The organism is Nocardioides sp. NPDC092400 (assembly GCF_040684155.1).
In the GTDB taxonomy this organism is placed as follows: domain Bacteria; phylum Actinomycetota; class Actinomycetes; order Propionibacteriales; family Nocardioidaceae; genus Nocardioides.
In genome coordinates this window covers 160,227-177,671 of the sequence record NZ_JBFBFJ010000002.1, presented here as the reverse complement: position 1 = coordinate 177,671, position 17,445 = coordinate 160,227, and the positions used below count along the sequence as shown (strand labels likewise).

Annotated in this window: 18 protein-coding genes, 3 tRNA genes and 1 pseudogene; 11 read left to right on the top strand and 11 right to left on the bottom strand. The window is 73.4% G+C overall.

The genetic code is table 11. The features are described 5' to 3' along the window. Positions 1–49 precede the first annotated feature (49 nt). Positions 50–559 (top strand): annotated as a pseudogene (locus tag AB0N29_RS08385) (SDR family oxidoreductase); the annotation flags it as partial. Positions 560–1,420: 861 nt separating this feature from the next. Here AB0N29_RS08385 and AB0N29_RS08380 read toward each other — a convergent pair. Then, positions 1,421–1,493 (bottom strand) — tRNA-Arg (locus AB0N29_RS08380). Between the two features lie 371 nt (positions 1,494–1,864). Between AB0N29_RS08380 and AB0N29_RS08375 the strand changes: the two genes are divergently transcribed. After that, the gene (locus tag AB0N29_RS08375) at positions 1,865–3,673 is read left to right on the top strand and encodes a phosphoenolpyruvate carboxykinase (GTP) (protein WP_302268994.1); all 1,809 of its coding nucleotides are present in this window, start codon (positions 1,865–1,867) and stop codon (positions 3,671–3,673) included. A gap of 172 nt (positions 3,674–3,845) precedes the next feature. After that, positions 3,846–4,835 (top strand): LuxR family transcriptional regulator, encoded by a 990-nt coding sequence (locus AB0N29_RS08370; RefSeq protein WP_364865742.1) that lies wholly within the window; start codon positions 3,846–3,848, stop codon positions 4,833–4,835. A 170-nt stretch (positions 4,836–5,005) separates the two neighbouring features. On the opposite strand, the gene AB0N29_RS08365 is transcribed toward AB0N29_RS08370, so the two are convergent. The 3 genes from AB0N29_RS08365 to AB0N29_RS08355 all read right to left on the bottom strand — a co-directional run bounded on the left by AB0N29_RS08365 (position 5,006) and on the right by AB0N29_RS08355 (position 6,080). Beyond that, a complete protein-coding gene (locus AB0N29_RS08365) occupies positions 5,006–5,146 on the bottom strand; it encodes a hypothetical protein (RefSeq protein ID WP_302268991.1) in 141 nt (46 codons plus the stop codon). Between the two features lie 241 nt (positions 5,147–5,387). Continuing rightward, positions 5,388–5,481 (bottom strand) — tRNA-Ser (locus tag AB0N29_RS08360). A gap of 101 nt (positions 5,482–5,582) precedes the next feature. After that, complete coding sequence (locus tag AB0N29_RS08355) at positions 5,583–6,080, bottom strand: hypothetical protein (protein ID WP_364865739.1); 498 nt, start codon at positions 6,078–6,080, stop codon at positions 5,583–5,585. A gap of 95 nt (positions 6,081–6,175) precedes the next feature. Between AB0N29_RS08355 and AB0N29_RS08350 the strand changes: the two genes are divergently transcribed. From AB0N29_RS08350 to AB0N29_RS08340, 3 genes are all read left to right on the top strand, one after another. Further along, positions 6,176–6,565: a hypothetical protein gene (locus AB0N29_RS08350; protein WP_364865737.1), complete on the top strand. Its 390-nt coding sequence runs from the start codon at positions 6,176–6,178 to the stop codon at positions 6,563–6,565. Positions 6,566–6,614: 49 nt separating this feature from the next. Then, positions 6,615–6,702, top strand: a tRNA-Ser gene (locus tag AB0N29_RS08345). A 63-nt stretch (positions 6,703–6,765) separates the two neighbouring features. Then, entirely contained in the window at positions 6,766–6,996 is a 231-nt protein-coding gene (locus AB0N29_RS08340; RefSeq protein ID WP_302268987.1) for a biotin/lipoyl-binding carrier protein, read from the top strand. Positions 6,997–7,125: 129 nt separating this feature from the next. On the opposite strand, the gene AB0N29_RS08335 is transcribed toward AB0N29_RS08340, so the two are convergent. Both AB0N29_RS08335 and AB0N29_RS08330 read right to left on the bottom strand, forming a co-directional pair. Continuing rightward, positions 7,126–8,214, bottom strand: coding sequence for a hypothetical protein (locus tag AB0N29_RS08335; protein WP_302268986.1), 1,089 nt, complete (start codon positions 8,212–8,214; stop codon positions 7,126–7,128). A gap of 11 nt (positions 8,215–8,225) precedes the next feature. Continuing rightward, the gene (locus AB0N29_RS08330; RefSeq protein WP_364865734.1) at positions 8,226–8,993 is read right to left on the bottom strand and encodes a carbon-nitrogen hydrolase family protein; all 768 of its coding nucleotides are present in this window, start codon (positions 8,991–8,993) and stop codon (positions 8,226–8,228) included. A 58-nt stretch (positions 8,994–9,051) separates the two neighbouring features. Here AB0N29_RS08330 and AB0N29_RS08325 point away from each other — a divergent pair, with 58 nt between their 5' ends. The 4 genes from AB0N29_RS08325 to AB0N29_RS08310 are packed head-to-tail and all read left to right on the top strand — an operon-like array spanning position 9,052 to position 11,681. Beyond that, positions 9,052–9,633 (top strand): NTP transferase domain-containing protein, encoded by a 582-nt coding sequence (locus tag AB0N29_RS08325; protein WP_364865732.1) that lies wholly within the window; start codon positions 9,052–9,054, stop codon positions 9,631–9,633. A gap of 51 nt (positions 9,634–9,684) precedes the next feature. After that, positions 9,685–10,005 carry a DUF6457 domain-containing protein gene (locus tag AB0N29_RS08320; RefSeq protein WP_302268984.1) on the top strand — a complete coding sequence of 107 codons (321 nt, stop codon included), beginning with the start codon at positions 9,685–9,687 and terminating at the stop codon, positions 10,003–10,005. 53 nt (positions 10,006–10,058) lie between these two features. Further along, positions 10,059–11,036, top strand: coding sequence for an NAD(P)H-quinone oxidoreductase (locus tag AB0N29_RS08315; protein WP_364865730.1), 978 nt, complete (start codon positions 10,059–10,061; stop codon positions 11,034–11,036). Between the two features lie 30 nt (positions 11,037–11,066). Then, positions 11,067–11,681, top strand: a complete 615-nt coding sequence (locus AB0N29_RS08310) for a bacterial proteasome activator family protein (protein WP_364865728.1) — start codon at positions 11,067–11,069, stop codon at positions 11,679–11,681. Positions 11,682–11,690: 9 nt separating this feature from the next. Here the strand turns inward: AB0N29_RS08310 and AB0N29_RS08305 are convergent, their stop codons facing one another. The 5 genes from AB0N29_RS08305 to serS are packed head-to-tail and all read right to left on the bottom strand — an operon-like array spanning position 11,691 to position 15,782. Continuing rightward, a complete protein-coding gene (locus AB0N29_RS08305; RefSeq protein WP_364865726.1) occupies positions 11,691–12,320 on the bottom strand; it encodes a hypothetical protein in 630 nt (209 codons plus the stop codon). A 9-nt stretch (positions 12,321–12,329) separates the two neighbouring features. Continuing rightward, on the bottom strand, positions 12,330–13,151 hold the full coding sequence (locus AB0N29_RS08300) for an HAD family hydrolase (protein ID WP_364865724.1): 822 nt from the start codon (positions 13,149–13,151) through the stop codon (positions 12,330–12,332). After that, positions 13,148–13,639: a GNAT family N-acetyltransferase gene (locus tag AB0N29_RS08295; RefSeq protein WP_302268977.1), complete on the bottom strand. Its 492-nt coding sequence runs from the start codon at positions 13,637–13,639 to the stop codon at positions 13,148–13,150. Before AB0N29_RS08295 ends, AB0N29_RS08300 begins: the two co-directional genes overlap by 4 nt. 2 nt (positions 13,640–13,641) lie before the next feature. Beyond that, positions 13,642–14,508, bottom strand: coding sequence for an HAD family hydrolase (locus tag AB0N29_RS08290; protein ID WP_302268976.1), 867 nt, complete (start codon positions 14,506–14,508; stop codon positions 13,642–13,644). Then, positions 14,505–15,782, bottom strand: a complete 1,278-nt coding sequence (gene serS, locus AB0N29_RS08285) for a serine--tRNA ligase (RefSeq protein ID WP_302268974.1) — start codon at positions 15,780–15,782, stop codon at positions 14,505–14,507. The genes AB0N29_RS08290 and serS overlap by 4 nt, the downstream gene beginning before the upstream one ends. 79 nt (positions 15,783–15,861) lie before the next feature. On the opposite strand from serS, the gene AB0N29_RS08280 reads away from it, so the two are divergent. Further along, positions 15,862–17,436 carry a YegS/Rv2252/BmrU family lipid kinase gene (locus AB0N29_RS08280; RefSeq protein WP_364865721.1) on the top strand — a complete coding sequence of 525 codons (1,575 nt, stop codon included), beginning with the start codon at positions 15,862–15,864 and terminating at the stop codon, positions 17,434–17,436. The last annotated feature ends 9 nt before the right edge of the window (positions 17,437–17,445 follow it).

The following is a 17,445-nucleotide window of genomic DNA, read 5'->3' as shown; positions in this document are numbered from 1 at the left end:
GCAAGGAAGACATCAAGGCAGTGATCGAGCAGATCAGGGCCACCACGGGAAGGTCGACATCCTCTTCACCAACGCCGCAGCAGCAGGCTTCGAGCCTCTAGGGCAGATCACCGAAGAGACCCTTGACCAGCAGCTCGGGGTGAACATCAAGGGCCTGATCTTCCTCGTTCAAGCCGCCCTCCCCATCCTGACCAACGGCGGATCGATCATCATGATGTCCTCGTTGGCGGCGCAGCAGGGGACCCCCTCGGCAAGCGTCTACGCCGCCACCAAGGCCGCGATCCGCAACTTCGCGCGCTCCTGGGCCTCAGAACTCGCCGACCGGAAGATCCGTGTCAACGTCGTGACCTCCGGCCCCAACGCCGGCGAGGGCTTCAGGAGCGGCGCGTTCGACGAGTCATTCCAGGCCTTCGTCGACGACGCCGTACGGAGGTCCCCCTCGCGCCGGGTCGGCGAACCGTACGAGATGGCCAACGCCGTCGCGTTCGTCGCATCCGACGAGGCGTCCTTCATCAACGGTGCGGACATCCCGGTAGACGGTGGCCTGGGTCAGGTCTGAGAACCGACCAGGCCCACGTCCTAGCGGGCCTCAGGCTCGGTGAACGCCACGGCCGCCGCCCACTTCGCGGCCACCCGAGGTGGCGGCCGAAGTGAGCGGCGCTGAGCAACGAACCAGGCGTAAGTGCTGAGAACCGCTCCGTGCGTGGCCGCCAGGTTGAGCGAGACCATCGGAATCTGCCGCGTTGACGATCACCTGGCACGACCGGCCGGTGGGGTGTCGGAGTGCAAGCCGGACTGGACGCTGCTCGACCTCGCGCCGCGGAGAGGCCGGTGAGTCGTCGACGATCATCGACAGCATCGCAGAGGCACCGATGGCGGGGCGACCCCGGCCAGGACGGTCTTCGCCAGCGGCCCGCGGCTGGCGTCGGAGACCGACGCTCGACAACGCCTTCTCGACCGCGGCGCGGCGAGCCACGCATCCGACCTGCGCACGAACGAGCTGCTACGCGAGTCCCACTCCCGGCTGACCGTGAGACCGTCCGCCTGACCGATGCCGTCGCCCGAGCGGTCGGTGAAGCAGTCGAAGCCCGTGTGGCGCACGCGGGTAACCGGTTCGCTCACCACCCACGCATCGCTCTCCGCGGAGACCACCCGCCCGACGCGACTGGGCTGAGCGCCTCCGGACGGGCGCTCGAGGCCGCGCAGCAGGCGCTCGTGCAGCCACACCCGCAGCGGACCTGGCCAGTCCGCGGAACCCGAGATCGAGGTGCCCTCGAGGTGATACCGCAGCTCGACAGCCGATGCTGGGGCGGCATCGACCCCGGACCCTCAGCACGGTGCTAGCACCGAGCAAGGCGTGTCACCAATGGAGAACGGCCCCTCAGCTGCGTCTCCGCCGGTGAAGGGCCGTTCAGTCCTGCGCGCCCGTAGGGATTCGAACCCCAAACCTTCTGATCCGTAGTCAGATGCTCTATCCGTTGAGCTACGGGCGCCTGCCCACCGCGTCGGTGGACGAAGGAAGACGATAGCCGACCCGGGCGACGAACCCGAAATCAGGGGAGCCCGGGCCGACGGGGGAACACCCCCTCCTTCCCCCTCCACCGGGCCCCGACACCCGGTGTGACCTGGCACACGAGCCGTTGAACGATCCAATACTCACCCCCGGAGGCCGCGGGTACATTCAGCGAACCGGGGCCCTCGGCAGCTCCCGTCGACCCCCGGTGCACCACGAACAGTCGCCGACAACGACGCCGCGCGATCCACAGCAGCTCCACGACACACCGTCGATACGCTCGACGGCCGGCGGCCCTCGCCGAGCGAGGCGGCCACCGCGAATGCGCGAGAGGGAACAGGACCCAGGGCAATGACCGCCGAGACGCAGGCACCGACCACCCACCGAGGCATCGCCGACTTCGTCGAGAAGTGGGCCGCGATCATGCAGCCGGACAGCATCCACTGGTGCACCGGCGACGACCAGGAGTGGGACGAGCTGACCCGGGCGCTCGAGTCCACCGGCACCTTCACCCGGCTCAACCCCTCGATCAAGCCGAACTCCTTCTACGCCGCCTCCGACCCCATCGACGTCGCGCGCGTCGAGGACCGGACGTACATCTGCTCGGTCGACGAGAAGGACGCGGGGCCCACCAACAACTGGATGGACCCGGGCGAGATGAAGTCCCTCATGAACGGCCTGTACGAGGGCTGCATGAAGGGCCGCACGATGTACGTCATCCCCTTCGTCATGGGCCACCTCGAGTCCGAGCGCCCGATGTTCGGCATCGAGATCACCGACTCGGCGTACGTCACCGCCTCGATGCGCGTGATGGCCCGGATGGGCACCAACGTCCTGCGCCGGATGGAGGAGCTCGACGCGGACTTCGTCGAGGCCGTCCACTCCGTGGGCCACCCGCTGGCCGAGGGCGAGAAGGACGTCGCCTGGCCGTGCAACGACACCAAGTACATCGTGCACTTCCCCGAGGAGCGGGGCATCTGGTCCTTCGGCTCCGGCTACGGCGGCAACGCGCTGCTGGGCAAGAAGTGCTACGCCCTGCGCATCGCGAGCGTCATGGCCCGCGACGAGGGCTGGCTGGCCGAGCACATGCTGATCCTCAAGCTCACCAGCCCGGCGGGCGTCGTGAAGTACATCGCCGCCGCCTTCCCGAGCGCCTGCGGCAAGACCAACCTGGCGATGCTCGAGCCGACGATCCCGGGCTGGAAGGTCGAGACGCTCGGCGACGACATCGCCTGGATGCGGATCGGCGAGGACGGCCGCCTCTGGGCGGTCAACCCCGAGTACGGCTTCTTCGGCGTCGCGCCGGGCACCAACTACCACACCAACCCGAACGCGATGAAGACGATCGAGAAGGGCAACTCGGTCTTCACCAACGTCGCGCTCACCGAGGACGGCGACGTCTGGTGGGAGGGACTGGAGAACCCGCCGGCCCGGGCGACGTCCTGGAAGGGCGAGCCGTGGACCCCGGACTCCGAGGAGCTCTCCAGCCACCCGAACAGCCGCTACTGCACGCCGATCAAGCAGTGCGACATCCTCGCCGACGAGTACGACGACCCGCGCGGCGTGCCGATCGACGCGATCCTGTTCGGCGGTCGCCGCAAGACGACGGTCCCGCTGGTCTTCGAGGCCCGCGACTGGACCCACGGCACCTTCCTCGGCGCGACGCTCTCCTCGGAGACCACCGCCGCCGCGGTCGGCGCGGTCGGCGTCGTGCGCCGCGACCCGATGGCGATGCTGCCGTTCATCGGCTACAACGCCGGTGACTACTTCAGCCACTGGATCAACGTCGGCAAGGACAACGACGCGGCGAAGCTGCCGAAGATCTTCTACGTCAACTGGTTCCGCCGCGACGACGAGGGCGGCTTCCTGTGGCCGGGCTTCGGCGAGAACAGCCGCGTGCTGAAGTGGGTCGTCGAGCGCATCGACGGCCAGGCCGCCGCCGAGGAGACCGCGATCGGGCACGTCCCGGCCCCGGGCTCCCTCGACGTCGACGGCCTCGACCTCGACGAGGACGACCTGCGCAAGGCGCTCGCGGTCGACCCCGAGGAGTGGAAGGCCGAGATCCCGCAGATCCAGGAGTGGTTCGAGAAGTTCGGCGACGACCTCCCCGCCGTGCTGTGGACCGAGCTCGACGGCCTCAAGGCGCGCCTCGGCGCCTGAACGACGCAGCGCGGCACCACCCGCAGCACCCCGCAGCACCCCACCGGGGGCCCCGTCCGCACGGACGGGGCCCCCGTGGCGCGTGTGGCGCCCTGTGCCAAGATCGGAACGTCTCGGAGCCTTTGGCAGGCGTGCCCACGTGTGCCCGCAGTGTGAGAGCAAGGGGAGGTCCGTGGACGAGTACGACTCGCAGGACCGGCAGCTGTTCGAGACCGTCGCCGCGCCGCTGTACGAGGAGATGCTGACCGAGGCCGGGCTGGCGCCCGACGACCCCCGGCTCGCCACGGACGAGACGCTCCGCCGTGCGCTCGACCTCCTCGTCGAGCTGGGCCTGGTCCGTCACGACGCGGAGTCCGACCGGTGGCTGCCCGAGGACCCCACCAGCACGGTCGCGCGCGTGGTCTCCCCCCTGGGTCGCGAGGGCGCGCGCCTGCTCCAGGAGTCGGCCGCCTGGTCCTCGACGCTGGCCAGCCTGGGGCAGGCCTGGCGACGTACGCCGCAGGCCACGGAGGTCGGGCCGTTCACCTACCTGCGCGCCGAGGCCATCGGGCCGTTCCTCGCCGGCCTGGTCGCGGAGTGCCAGGAGGAGGCGCTCACCGCGCAGCCGCAGACCGGCCGCGACCTGCAGCTCTCGGCCGGCATCACCCAGCGCGACAGCGCCCTGCTCGAGCGCGGCGCCCGGATCCGCACGCTCTACCAGCACAGCGCGCGGCGCAGCAGCGCCACCCGCGAGTACGTCGCCGCGGTGACGGCGCGGGGTGCCGAGGTCCGCACGCTCGACGAGTTCTTCAACCGGATGATCGTCATCGACCGGCGGGTCGCGGTCATCCCCAGCGGCGACGACCTCAGCGTCGCGCTCGCCGTGCGCGAGCCGTCGGTGGTCTCCTACCTCGTCGACGTCTTCGAGCGCTCGTGGGAGCGGGGCCGGCCCTTCACCAGCCGCAGCGCGACGATGCTCAAGGACATCGCGGCCGAGCAGCGCGCGATGACCCTGCGGATGCTCATCGAGGGCCATCCCGACCCGGTCTCGGCCAAGCGGCTCGGCGTCAGCCCCCGCACCTACGCGGGCTACGTCGCCGACCTCAAGAACGAGTTCGAGGCGGAGACACGCTTCCAGCTCGGCTACACGATCGGCCAGCGCGGCATCTCCGGGGAGGAGTGACCGCCGGTCGCCACGGGTCCCGCGCGACCGGCCCCCGAAATCGCTCGAGGCCAGCGACGGGGGGATGTCGCTGGCCTCGAACGGGGCTCGGGAGCCGCCCGTCCTAGGGGGGCTTCGGACGATGGTGTGCCGCGGGGGGAGCGGCAGCGGTCCCGAGCTGGCTTGGGGGGCTACTTGCCGCCTCCGCTGTGCGGGGCGACGCGGTAGCCCCAGCTGGTGTCGGCGTGCGCGGCCGGAGCGGAGATGCCGAGCAGGCCGACGCTGACGGCGGCCGCTGCGAACGTGATGCCCACCTTGCGAACGATCTTCATGAGTCCCACCTCTGTGTCCTGTGTCCCCGGCGCCCACGGCGGTGCCGGAACCACAGTCTGTCCCGGCCCGTCGGGGGGCAGGCGCGGAACGTTGGGTCAGAAAACTGCAGTGCAAGAAGATGCAGCACGCGGGCAGCACCGGACCGCCGACCACGCACAGCGCGTTCGGCGGTGGGGAGCACCCGCACGGCACCGTAGTGCAGATCGGCCCCCGTGCGGATCAACCGCACGGGGGCCAGGCTGGCGGAGGCGGCGGGATTTGAACCCGCGAGAGGGTTGTAGCCCTCAACCCGCTTAGCAGGCGGGCGCCATAGACCGGACTAGGCGACGCCTCCTCGACAGCCCGCACAGGCTACAAGGCGGCGCGCCGGTGCGGCCAATCAGGGGCGGTCCCCACCCCTCCGGCGCGTCGGACGCCCGGAGCGGTCAGGTCCGGTCAGAGCGGCCGGAGGCCCTCGCCGCGCCGCAGCCGGTGCTGCAGGTCGCGCACGAGCTGCTCGGGGTCCGCGTCGAGCACCTCGACGGGGATCGTGGTGGTGGAGCCGTCCTCGAGGCGGAGCAGGACGCACCGGATGCCCCGCGGCGAGACGGTCGCGGCCTCGGCCACCTGCTTCCACGGTGCGGCCTTGACCCCGGCACCACGGACCAGCCGCACCCGGTAGCCGTGCTCGTCGAAGCGGACGACCGCGAGCCGCGAGCGCAGCCACCAGCCGAGCCCGAGCACCGCGGCCACCCCGAGGACGAGCAGCACCACCAGGACGTCGGCCGGCATCCCCGCGAGGGCCACCAGCGCCGTGCCGACGAGCACCAGGACCGCGAGCAGGACGAGCGCGAGCCCGACGAACCGGACGGCGACCAGCGGCGCCAGCCGGTACTCCACCGGGGCGTCGGCAGGGTCTGCGCTCGGTCCTGCGCTCGATGCTGGGTCGGACATGCCCCCGATTGTCCCCGGACCCTTGCCGCCGCGCGCGGACGGGGTCCATGCTCGGAGGTCCAGGCCCGGGGCCCCCGGGCGCTCGGGAGGTCGCCATGACGCTCGTGTCCCACCAGCCCGCCGAGACCCTGGCCGCGCTCGCTGCACTCGCCGCCGCCGCGGGCCCGCCGGGCACGACCGAGCTGCCGGGCGCGTGGCGCTGGCGGGTCCACCGCCGGATGGCCGCCGTCCGCGACGCCCTGCTCGCCGAGACGGCCGGGAGCGCCGACGGCTGGCTCGCGGCCCGCGGCGGCACGGCGTACCGCAGTCGCGAGGTGCTGCTCACCCGCCTCGGCGTCCTCGGGGCGCGGGTGCTGACCGAGACCGACCTCGCGCCGGCCCACCGCGAGCTCGACCGGCTCGTCGTCGACATCGCCCACCACGTGCAGCGCCTCCACGACCTGGCCTACGACGAGGTGGAGCTGGAGCTGGGTGGGTCGGAGTAGGCGTCTCCTACACTCCTCCCGTCGGCCGGCGCGCGAGCACCGGTCGCACGGAGGGGTGCCGGAGTGGCCGATCGGAACCGCCTTGAAAGCGGTCGTAGGGAGACCTACCGCGGGTTCGAATCCCGCCCCCTCTGCCAGGTACGGCGGCTCGTCCCGGCCGGATGCCCGAGTACCCCCGGGTAACGACTAGCGTCGCCGGCATGGCCCGCGAACAGGTGAGCGAGATCGTCGCGGAGATGGTCGCCAACGTCATGACCGTGACCGTCGAGCCCGGCGCCGCGGTCGCCCCCGGCGACACCGTCGCGCTGCTGGAGTCGATGAAGATGGAGATCCCCGTCGTCGTCGAGCACGCCGGCACCGTCCGCGCCGTCAAGGTCGCGCCGGGCGACGTCGTCCAGGAGGGCGACGTGCTGCTCGAGATCGTCTCCTAGCCCGCTCGCGGGGTCGCCGGGCAGCCGGAAGATCCATCGGTCAGCCGATGAAGCTCCTGGGTGGCCGATGAAATTTCAGCGGCCCACCGACAGCTTCATCGGCCAACCGCTGAAGCTTCCCGGCGACGGCTACAGCAGCGCCTCGGTACGCCGCGGCTCGGGCCGCCCGGCGGCCTCCTCCTCGGCCCGCCGCGAGCGCCGGCCCCGCGGGCCGGTGAGGGCGAGGTCGAGCCGGATGACGACGTACCCGATGACGAGCCCGACGACCGCGCCGTACACCACCGAGAGCGTGCACTCGAGCAGCGAGATCGAGGGGTTGGCGAGCGCGTTGGCGACGGGTGCGGTCGCGCAGACCCCGAAGGCGCAGACCCACCAGCCCTGGCGCCGCCGGGCGCGCATGTGGCACCCCCACACCAGCGCGGGGACCCCGAGCACCGTCTCGATCGGCCGGGGGAACGCGCCGAGGTGGTCGCGGCTCCAGCGCACGGCGTCGAGCAGCGAGCTGACCAGGCCCGGGGTGCCGTAGCGGCGCAGCAGCTCGGCGTAGGCCAGCGTCACCGCCAGCAGCACCGTCCCGACCAGCACGATGGCGACCCCCCGCCGGCCGAGCCCGTGCAGGCCGGCCCCCAGCCGGACGACGAGCAGGAACGCCGCGACGAGGGCGAGCCCGAGGGTGACGTACTCGAAGCGCACCAGCGCGATCCGCGGCTCGAAGCCGACGGTCGCGAGGGCGCCGACGGCCGCGACGAGCAGCGCGAGGGCGCACTCGCGGGCCGCCTGGTGGAAGCGCCGGGCCGGGACCGTGCCCATCACCGCCAGGACCGCGCTGACCACGCAGGTGAGGACCGCGGCACCGGTGCGCAGGGCGTCCTCGTCGAGGACCACGGCCAGCACGCCGAGCAGCAGCGCGAGGCCGCCGAAGACGAGCGGCCGGCCGCCGGTCCGGGCCGCGAGCGCCCAGGTGTACGTCACCGCGACCGCGACCGCGCCGGCCTCGCCCAGCCAGCCGGGACCGACCGGCACCATCGCGGCGACCAGGGCGGCCAGCCCGAGGGCCGCGACCACCGCGGCCACGGCGACCTTGGCGCGGCCGCTCAGCGGCCCACGGCCCGGGGGGCGCTCGCGGCTCCCCCGCTCGTCGCGCGGACGTCGCTCACGTGCGGGACGCTCCGGGCGCGGCGGCGGCTCGGCACGGCGGCGAGGGGCGGTCCGGGACACGCCGGGCAACGTTACAGACGGCGGTTGGCCAACGAGGGGTTGGTGCGCCGGGCCTGCTCGAGCACGTCGGGACGCAGCTCCGCCGTCAGCAGCTCGGGCCCCTCGCCCGCCTCGGCCAGCACGTCGCCGAGCGGGTCGACCACCATGGAGTGGCCGCTGTAGCGCGGACCGGGCTGGCCGCAGGCCACGACGTACACGGTGTTCTCGATCGCCCGGGCACGGACCAGCGTGCGCCAGTGGTCGACCTTCCGCTCCCCCGCCACCCACGCCGCCGGCACCACCAGCACCTCGGCACCCTCGTCGACGAGCAGGCGCGCGAGCTCGGGGAAGCGCAGGTCGTAGCAGGTCATCAGGCCGACGCGGGCGCCCGCGACGTCGACGACCACCGGTGCCGGCGGGCCCGCGGTCAGCCGGTCGGACTCGCGGTAGCCGAACGAGTCGTAGAGGTGGACCTTGCGGTACGCCGCCTCGGCGGCGCCGCGGACGACGAGGGTGTTGTAGGGCCGGGCTGCGTCCGGGCCGGTCTCGAACATGCCGGCCACGACGGTGGTCCGGCGCACCGCGGCGACCCGGTCGACCTCGTCGGCGAAGCGTCCGTCGACCGGCTCGGCGTACGCGCCCACGTCCGAGCCGGCCTCGCCGAAGTCGCGGGCGAAGGCCTCCGGGAGCACGACGAGGTCCGCGCCGGCCGGCACGAGGTCCGCCAGCCGCGCACGGTTGGCGTCGGGGTCCAGGCCCGCCGCCTCCTGGACGAGGGCCACACGCATCGGGGATCGCACGACCCCAGCGTGCCACCTCCGGAGCCGCCCGCCCGGAGCGGTGCGGCAGGATCGAGGCGTGCTGGAGAGCTTCTGCGCGGTCGTGCTGGCCGGGGGCCGCGCCGCCCGCCTCGGCGGGGCCGACAAGGCGTCGGTCGAGGTCGCCGGTCGCACCCTCCTCGCGCACGCCCTCGACGCGGTCGTCGACGCCGCGGAGGTCGTCGTGGTGGGTGACCCGGTGCCGACCGAGCGGCCGGTGACGTTCACCCGGGAGGACCCGCGGTACGGCGGGCCGGTGGCCGCCCTGCTCACCGGCCGCGACGCGCTGCTGCGGCGCACGCCCACGCTGGCGGTGCTGGCGGTGGACATGCCGCACGTGACCCCCCGGACGATCCGCCGGCTGCACGAGGCGGCGCAGGGCCGTGACGGCGCGGCGCTCGTGGACCCCGACGGCCGCCGGCAGCTCGCGCTGGTCCTCGACGTGGCCCGGCTCGACGCGGTACGACCCGGCCGTGAGGAGCAGCACGGCGCCGCCCTGCACCGGCTGCTCGAGCCGCTGGACCTCGCCGCCGTCCCGACCGAGGGCCGCGAGCACCGTGACCTCGACACCTGGGCCGACCTGCGCGAGCTGCGCGAGCAGGGGGACGACGACGCGCCCTGACCGGCCCGGGACGGTTGCGGCCGGAGCCCTCCGCTGGGCAGATTGGGGACCGTGAACCTCCACGACTGGATCGACGAGCTCAGCGACGTCCTCGACGTCGAGGAGGAGATGGACGAGGGGCTCGTCCTCGACCTCGCCCGCGTCGTCGCCCACGCGGTCGAGAGGCCGGCGGCGCCGGTGACCTCCTACCTCCTCGGGTACGCCGCCGGGGCGGCCGGTGCGAGCCCCGAGGAGGTCGAGCGGCTGGCCGCGAAGGCCCAGCGGCTCGCCGAGTCGTGGGACCGGCCGGCCGGTGCCGCGGACCCCGACGACGTGGCCGACGAGGTGCCCGACGACCGCGCCGTCGACCACAGCGGCGACACCCTCGACTGAGACCCGCCCGAGCGTCCGCCGGCCGGCGAGCGGGTCCCTCCTAGGGTGGGCACATGCGAGCCGTGATCGCCGACGGGGCCGGTGGGCCGGAGGTCCTCAGCGTGCAGGAGGTGCCGGACGTCGAGCCGGGGCCCGGCGAGGTGGCCGTCGCCGTCGCCGCGACGGCGGTCAACCGCGCCGACCTGCTCCAGCGGCAGGGGTTCTACCCGCCGCCGAAGGGCGCCTCGGACGTGATCGGCCTGGAGTGCAGCGGCACGGTCGCCGCCGTCGGCGAGGGCGTGGAGGGCTGGTCGGTCGGGGACGAGGTGTGCGCGCTGCTGGCCGGCGGCGGCTACGCCTCCCGGGTCGTCGTGCCGGCCGGGCAGCTGATGCCGGTCCCCGACGGGCTCGACCTGGTCACCGCCGCCGCGGTGCCCGAGGTGGCCTGCACCGTGTGGTCGAACCTGTTCATGGTGGCCGGCCTGCGCCCCGACGAGAACCTGCTGGTGCACGGCGGCGCCGGGGGCATCGGCACCTTCGCGATCCAGCTCGCCGCGGCGACCGGCGCCCGCGTGCTGACGACGAGCGGGACGCCGGAGAAGCTGGCGTACTGCCGCGAGCTGGGCGCCGACGTGGCGATCAGCTACCGCGACGAGGACTTCGTGGCCGCCGTGCGCGAGGCGACCGACGGTGTGGGCGCGGACGTCGTGCTGGACAACATGGGCGCCAAGTACCTCGGCCGCAACGTCGACGTGCTCGCCCCCGAGGGCCGGCTGGTCATCATCGGCATGCAGGGCGGCACCAAGGGCGAGCTGGACATCGCGAAGCTGCTGGGCAAGCGCGGCGCGGTCATCGCCACCTCCCTGCGCGGGCGGCCGGTGGCGGGCAAGTCCGCGATCTGCGCGTCCGTGGTCGAGCACGTGTGGCCGCTGCTCGCCGACGGCTCGGTCACCCCCGTCGTGCACGGGTCGATGCCGCTGGAGGACGTCGTCCGTGCCCACGAGCTGATGGAGTCCGGCGAGCACACCGGCAAGATCGTGCTCACCCTCTGAGGCTTGGGCGCCGGTCGATAGGGTCGGTGCATGAGCGGTCCCGCGGAGGAGCAGGAGCAGCACGTCGTCGTCATCGGCCCGGACGGGCAGCCGATGGGGTCGGTCCCCGTCTCGGCGCTGCAGCAGCAGCAGGACGGCGCCGCCGGTGAGGACGGCGGCGAGGGCGAGGAGCAGCGCTCGGTGACCGACCTGGTCGAGCAGCCCGCGAAGGTGATGCGGATCGGCGGCATGATCCGCCAGCTGCTCGAGGAGGTGAAGGCCGCACCGCTGGACGAGGCGAGCCGCAACCGGCTCAAGGAGATCCACGCCGCCTCGATCAAGGAGCTCGAGGCCGGCCTCGCGCCCGAGCTCGTCGAGGAGCTCAGCCGGCTGGCGCTGCCCTTCACCGAGGACGTCACGCCCTCCGAGGGCGAGCTCCGCATCGCCCAGGCCCAGCTGGTCGGCTGGCTCGAGGGGCTCTTCCACGGCATCCAGACCGCGATCTACGCCCAGCAGATCGCCGCCCGCACCCAGCTCGAGCAGATCCGGCGGGCCCTGCCCCCCGGCGCCGTCCCCGGCGCCCAGGGCGGGATGCCGACCATGGGTCAGCAGCCGCGGCAGGACCCCGGTCCGACCCCCGGTGAGTCCGGGGGCATGTACCTCTGACCCTCGCGGTCAGCGGCGGCCCAGCCGGCGCACGACGGCGAGGCCGAGCAGGCCCACGAGGACCATCGCGAGGCCCGGTGCGGCGGTGCGCGAGAGCGGTGCAGGGCTGCCGTTGGCGACGCGGGTGAACTCCGCCGACTCCGGCGGGGGCTCGACCGGCGTCGTGCCGGCGCCGAGCAGGCGGGTCACCTGGGCGACCAGGCGTGGGTCGGCGGGAGCGGTCCGGCTCCCGGCCGAGGCGATCATGGTCCCGGCGCGCCGGTCGACGAAGAACAGGTAGTCCGAGCCGACCTCGAGGCGACCGAGCCCGGAGCCGCAGGCCTCGCGCCCCCCGACCGTGCGGACGTCGACCTGCTCGGCGGCCAGCCCGCCCTTCCACACCCGCGAGACGGCGACCCCGTGGTCGTGGACCGCTCGCCCCCCGGAGCGCTCGGTCGTGACGTCCTCGACCGTGCCCGAGAAGACCGCGTCGGCCTGGCGCGTCGCGTCCTGGACCGTGGGCGTCGGGCAGCGGGGCGGCGCCTGCGCGGCGACCGCAGCCGGCACCGCAGCCGGCACCGCGACGCCAGGACCGACGAGGCACGCAGCCGCCACGGCGGCGCTCGCGAGGAGTCGGCGGGCGGCTGGCACGAGGAGCATCACAACAGATCAGAGCCCGAAGACACCAGCCAGGACCCGTGCGACGCCGTCCTCGTCGTGGCCGGGCGCGGCGTGGGTCGCCGCGGCGGTGACCGTCGGGTGCGCGTCGGCCATGGCGTACGCCGTACCGGCCCAGCCGAGCATCGGGAGGTCGTTGGGCATGTCCCCGAAGGCGATGACGTCCGCGGCGTCGATGCCGAGGTCGCGGCAGAGCAGCTCGAGCGTGGAGGCCTTGGTGACGCCCGGTCCGCTGACCTCGAGCAGCGTGGTCGCCGAGGACCAGGTGAAGGTGAGCCGGCCGTCGTTCACCTCCTCGGCGCGGTCCCAGAACTCCTGCGGGGCGAGCTCCTCGTGACGGACCAGCAGCTTCAGCGGCGGCCGGGCCAGGAGGTCCTCGACCGGGGCGCGCCGGGAGCCGGCCGGCATCTCGTAGCGCTCCATGAAGTCCGGCTCCAGGCCGATGCCGTCCAGGTCCTCCACGGCGTACGCCGTGCCCGGCACCGCGGCGCGCAGGTCGCGGCACACCTCGAGCGCCAGCGCCGGCGGGATCGGGCGCTCCAGGTGGATGCGGCTGCGGGCGACGTCCCACACGAGCGCCCCGTTGGAGATGATCGCCAGGCCGTGCTCGCCCACGTGCTCGAAGACCTCCTCGGCCCAGCGCAGCGGCCGCCCGGTCACGAAGACCACCGGCACCCCGAGCGCCTCGACCCGGACCAGGACGTCGGCGGTGTAGTCCGACACGGTGCCGTCGGAGCGCACGAGGGTGCCGTCGAGGTCGGTGGCGACCAGCCGGGGCGTGCGGTCCGGGCGGGAGGAGCCGTCGGCGCTCACGGCAGCGGCCTCGCCATCACGAGGTTGCCGTCCTCGTCGGAGCCGCGGAGCCCGGTGAAGCCGGCCTTGGCCAGCACCCGGATGCCGGACCGGTTGCCCGGCGCGACGGCGGCGCGGACGAGCACGCCGACGGCGTCCGTGGCGGCCAGGACGGTCCGCAGCGCCTCGGTGGCGAAGCCGTAGCCATGCGCCTCCTCGACCAGGCCGTAGCCGACCTCGGCCTCGGGCGGCTCGCCGCCCGGCGGCCCGTAGAAGCCGATCGAGCCCAGGACGGTGCGCCCGCGGACCACCGAGCGCGGGCCCCAGGTGTCGCCCTCGGCCCAGATGGTCGCGGCGTCGGCGTCGTCGCGCCGCGGGAAGTCCGGGTGCCACTCCGCTCGCCGCCTCCCCGCGCGGATGTCGGCCACCTCGGCCGCGGTCCACAGCGGCAGGCGGAGGCGCTCGGAGACGAGCAGCTCCGGCAGCTGGGGCGGCACCGGCGCGGTCACGCTCAGCGCTCCGGGAACCAGCGGGAGATCTCCTTCGCCGCGCCGTCCTCGTAGACCTCGCCGGTGACGGCGTCCGCCGCCTCCCGGACGACCTCGATGGCCTGGCCCATCGCGACCCCGCGGCCGGCCCACTGCAGCATCTCGATGTCGTTGCGGCCGTCGCCGATCGCCAGGACGTCCGCGGCGGTGCAGCCGAGCTCGGCGCACACGTGCGCCAGGCCGGAGGCCTTGGACACCCCGATCGGGGCGATGTCGAGCCAGGCGGTCCAGCCGACGATGTAGTTGGTGCCGTGCAGGCCGAGCTCCTCGGCGAGCGCGACGAACTCGTCGGCGGTCGCCTCGGGGTCGCGGATGATGACGCGGCTGACCGGTCCGGCCACGAGCTCCTCGAGCTCGGTGACGATCATGTCGCCGGAGAGCTCCCCCTCGGGGAAGTGGGAGGTCACCCGGTAGCCGACGCCGCGCTCCTCGACCGCCACCAGGGCCTTCGGGTGCCGCTCGAGCACCGCCTTGACCGCCGGGCCGGCGTCGAAGGTCTCTTCGTGGACCACCTCGAGCGGCGGGTAGCGGAAGACCACCGCGCCGTTGGACGCGACGACCCACAGGGCGTCGTCGTCGGTGTGCTCGCCGGGGTGCAGGTCCAGCAGGTCGGCGATCGTGGTCATGCCGTGGGGCGAGCGCCCCGAGGCGAGCACCACGTGGCCACCGGCCTCGCGGACGCGCCGCACGGCGTCGTACACCGCCGGCGCGATCTCCTCGTGGGTGGTCCCGCCGCCCTCGACCCACTTGAGCAGCGTGCCGTCGATGTCGAGCGCGACGACCTTCGGCTGCCACCCCTCGGTGCCCGGCGCCGGGGAGGGCGCGCTCACGGGGCCACCGGCCGGAGGACCTCGAGGCCGCCCATGAACGGTTGCAGCGCCTTCGGGACGCGGACCGACCCGTCGGCCTGCTGGTGGGTCTCGAGGATCGCGACGATCGCTCGGGTCACCGCGGTGAGGGTGCCGTTGAGCGTCGCGGCCGGGCGCACCCCCGCGTCGTCGCGCACCCGGATGTCGAGGCGGCGGGACTGGAACTCGGTGCAGTTGGAGGTCGAGGTGAGCTCGCGGTACTTGCCCTGGGTCGGGATCCACGCCTCGCAGTCGAACTTGCGGGTCGCCGACAGGCCCAGGTCGCCGGTCGCGACGTCGATCACGCGGTAGGCCAGCTCGAGCTTGTCGAGGAACTCCCGCTCCCAGGCCAGCAGCCGCTCGTGCTCGACCGGGGCCTCCTCGAGGGTGGTGTAGACGAACATCTCCACCTTGTCGAACCAGTGGACCCGGATGATCCCCTTGGTGTCCTTGCCGTGCGACCCGGCCTCCTTGCGGAAGCAGGGGCTGAACGCGGCGTACCGCAGCGGCAGCGAGCCGCCGTCGAGGATCTCGTCGGAGTGGTACGCCGCCATCGGGACCTCCGAGGTCCCGACGAGGTAGAGGTCCTCCCCCTCGATCCGGTAGACGTCGTCGGCCGCCTGGCCGAGGAAGCCGGTGCCGTCCATGGCCCGCGGACGCACCAGGGAGGGCGCGATGACCTGGGTGAAGCCGGCCTCGCGGGCCTGCTCCATCGCCAGGTTGACGAGCGCGAGCTCCAGCTGCGCGCCGACGCCGGTGAGGAAGTAGAAGCGCGAGCCGGAGACCTTGGCCCCCCGCTCGAGGTCGATGGCGCCGAGCATCCGGCCGAGCTCGATGTGGTCGCGGGGCTCGAAGCCCTCCGCGGCGAAGTCGCGCGGGGTGCCGACCTCCTCGAGCACGACGAAGTCGTCCTCGCCGCCCTCGGGGGCCTCGGGGGACGCGAGGTTCGGCATCGACATCAGCGCCGCCTGCCACTCCTCCTCGGCCGCCGCCTGCGCCGTCTCGGCCTCCTTCACCTCGGCGGCCAGCGCCTTGGTGCGGGCCAGCAGCTCGGCCCGCTCCTCGGGCGAGGCCTTCGGGATCTGCTTGCCGAGCTGCTTCTGCTCCGCGCGCAGCGACTCGAAGGCGCTGATCGCCGTCCGGCGGGCGCCGTCGGCGGACAGCGCGCGGTCGACCACCTCGTCGGACAGACCGCGCTTGGCCTGGGCGGCGCGCACGCGGTCGGGGTCGTCTCGCAGGATGCGGGGGTCGATCATGTCGGCAAGGCTATCCGGGCGGTTCCGGGCCGCTCACGCGAGTTCCGGGCACGTGCTACCGGCCGGTCATACTGTCGAGGTGCTGGACCGTCCCCGCGTCGCCCCGCTGAGCTGGGCCGTCCTCTGCTTCGTCCTCCTCGGGCTGCTCGGCCTGGGTGTGGCGCAGGGCTGGGGCCCGCTCGCCACCTTCGACGACCGAGGCGACCCGGCCCAGCAGTGGGCGGTCGACGCCGGCTGGCTCTCCGGCCCGCTGCGCTGGATCGAGGTGGCGTTCGCGACGACCGGCATGACCGTGCTGACGCTCGTGCTGGCGGCGGCGATGTTCCTCAAGAAGCACGCCCGCGCCGCGGCGTACGTGCTGGCCGTGATGGTGGCGACCTCGCTCGCGACCACCGGACTGAAGCTGTGGATCGGCCGCGAGCGACCGGAGTGGCAGCTGAGCGAGGCGCTGCTGAGCACCAAGTCCTTCCCCTCCGGGCACGCCTCCTCGATCGCGGCGTTCGGCGGCGTGCTCGTGGTCCTCGTGGCGATGCTGGTGCGGCGCTCGAGCGTGCGGCGGGCGGCGTACGTCGCCGTCGGGCTCGTCGTGCTGCTCGTGTGCCTCGACCGGGTGCTCCTGGGGCGGCACTTCCCCTCCGACGCGGTCGGCGGCGTGCTGCTCGGGTCGGGCATGGTCCTGCTCGGGCTGGCGGTGCTCAGCCCGCTGCCGCGCAGCATCGCGGACAAGGCGGAGCCGCTGCCGGAGGTGTTCAGCTCGGCGCACCGGCTCGCGGTGATCGTGAACCCGATCAAGGTCGAGGACCTCGACGCGTTCCGGGCGACCGTGACCTCGATGGCGGTGGAGGCCGGCTGGTCCGAGCCGCGCTGGCACTACACGACCGTCGAGGACCCGGGCGGCGGCATGGCCGAGCAGGCGTCGGTCGACGGCACCGACCTGGTCCTCGTCTGCGGCGGCGACGGCACCGTCCGAGAGGTCTGCGCCGAGCTGGCCGGCACCGGGATCCCGGTCGGGATCATCCCGGCCGGCACCGGCAACCTGCTGGCCCGCAACCTCGGCATCCCGCTCTACCTGCGCTCGGCGATCGACATCGGGCTCAACGGCCAGGACCGCGCCATCGACCTCGTCGAGGTCGAGGGCGACGGCATCGAGCCGGCCCACTTCATGGTGATGGCGGGCATGGGCTTCGACGCCGCGATCATGGAGGGCGTCAACGAGGACCTCAAGAAGCGGGTCGGCTGGGTCGCCTACGTCGTCTCCGGCATGAAGTCGCTGATGTTCCCCGCGGTGAAGGTGGAGGTCTCCGTCGACGGCGGGGAGTTCACCAAGCACCGCGCGCGCACCGTCGTCGTCGGCAACGTCGGCTTCCTCCAGGCCGGCATGCCGCTGCTGCCGGACGCGGCGATCGACGACGGCACCCTGGACGTCGTCATCCTGCACCCGCGCAACTTCCTGGCCTGGGTGCCGCTGGCGTGGCGGGTCATGCTCAAGCGGCCGCACACCGACGAGCTCGTCGACCGCAAGACCGGCGCCTCGGTCGTCGTCCGCGCGGAGCGGGAGACCCCCCGACAGCTCGACGGCGACTCGATCGGCCCGGGCCGCGAGCTGCGGATGCAGTGCGTCCACGGACGCCTGCTGGTGCGCGTCCCCCGCTAGCGGAGCGCC

Coding starts and splice junctions, on each gene's coding strand:
- AB0N29_RS08375 (WP_302268994.1), top strand. CDS start 1,865: ATGACCGCCGAGACGCAGGCACCGACCACCCACCGAGGCATCGCCGAC.
- AB0N29_RS08365 (WP_302268991.1), bottom strand. CDS start 5,146: ATGAAGATCGTTCGCAAGGTGGGCATCACGTTCGCAGCGGCCGCCGTC.
- AB0N29_RS08355 (WP_364865739.1), bottom strand. CDS start 6,080: ATGTCCGACCCAGCATCGAGCGCAGGACCGAGCGCAGACCCTGCCGAC.
- AB0N29_RS08350 (WP_364865737.1), top strand. CDS start 6,176: ATGACGCTCGTGTCCCACCAGCCCGCCGAGACCCTGGCCGCGCTCGCT.
- AB0N29_RS08340 (WP_302268987.1), top strand. CDS start 6,766: ATGGCCCGCGAACAGGTGAGCGAGATCGTCGCGGAGATGGTCGCCAAC.
- AB0N29_RS08315 (WP_364865730.1), top strand. CDS start 10,059: ATGCGAGCCGTGATCGCCGACGGGGCCGGTGGGCCGGAGGTCCTCAGC.
- AB0N29_RS08310 (WP_364865728.1), top strand. CDS start 11,067: ATGAGCGGTCCCGCGGAGGAGCAGGAGCAGCACGTCGTCGTCATCGGC.
- AB0N29_RS08305 (WP_364865726.1), bottom strand. CDS start 12,320: ATGCTCCTCGTGCCAGCCGCCCGCCGACTCCTCGCGAGCGCCGCCGTG.
- serS (WP_302268974.1), bottom strand. CDS start 15,782: ATGATCGACCCCCGCATCCTGCGAGACGACCCCGACCGCGTGCGCGCC.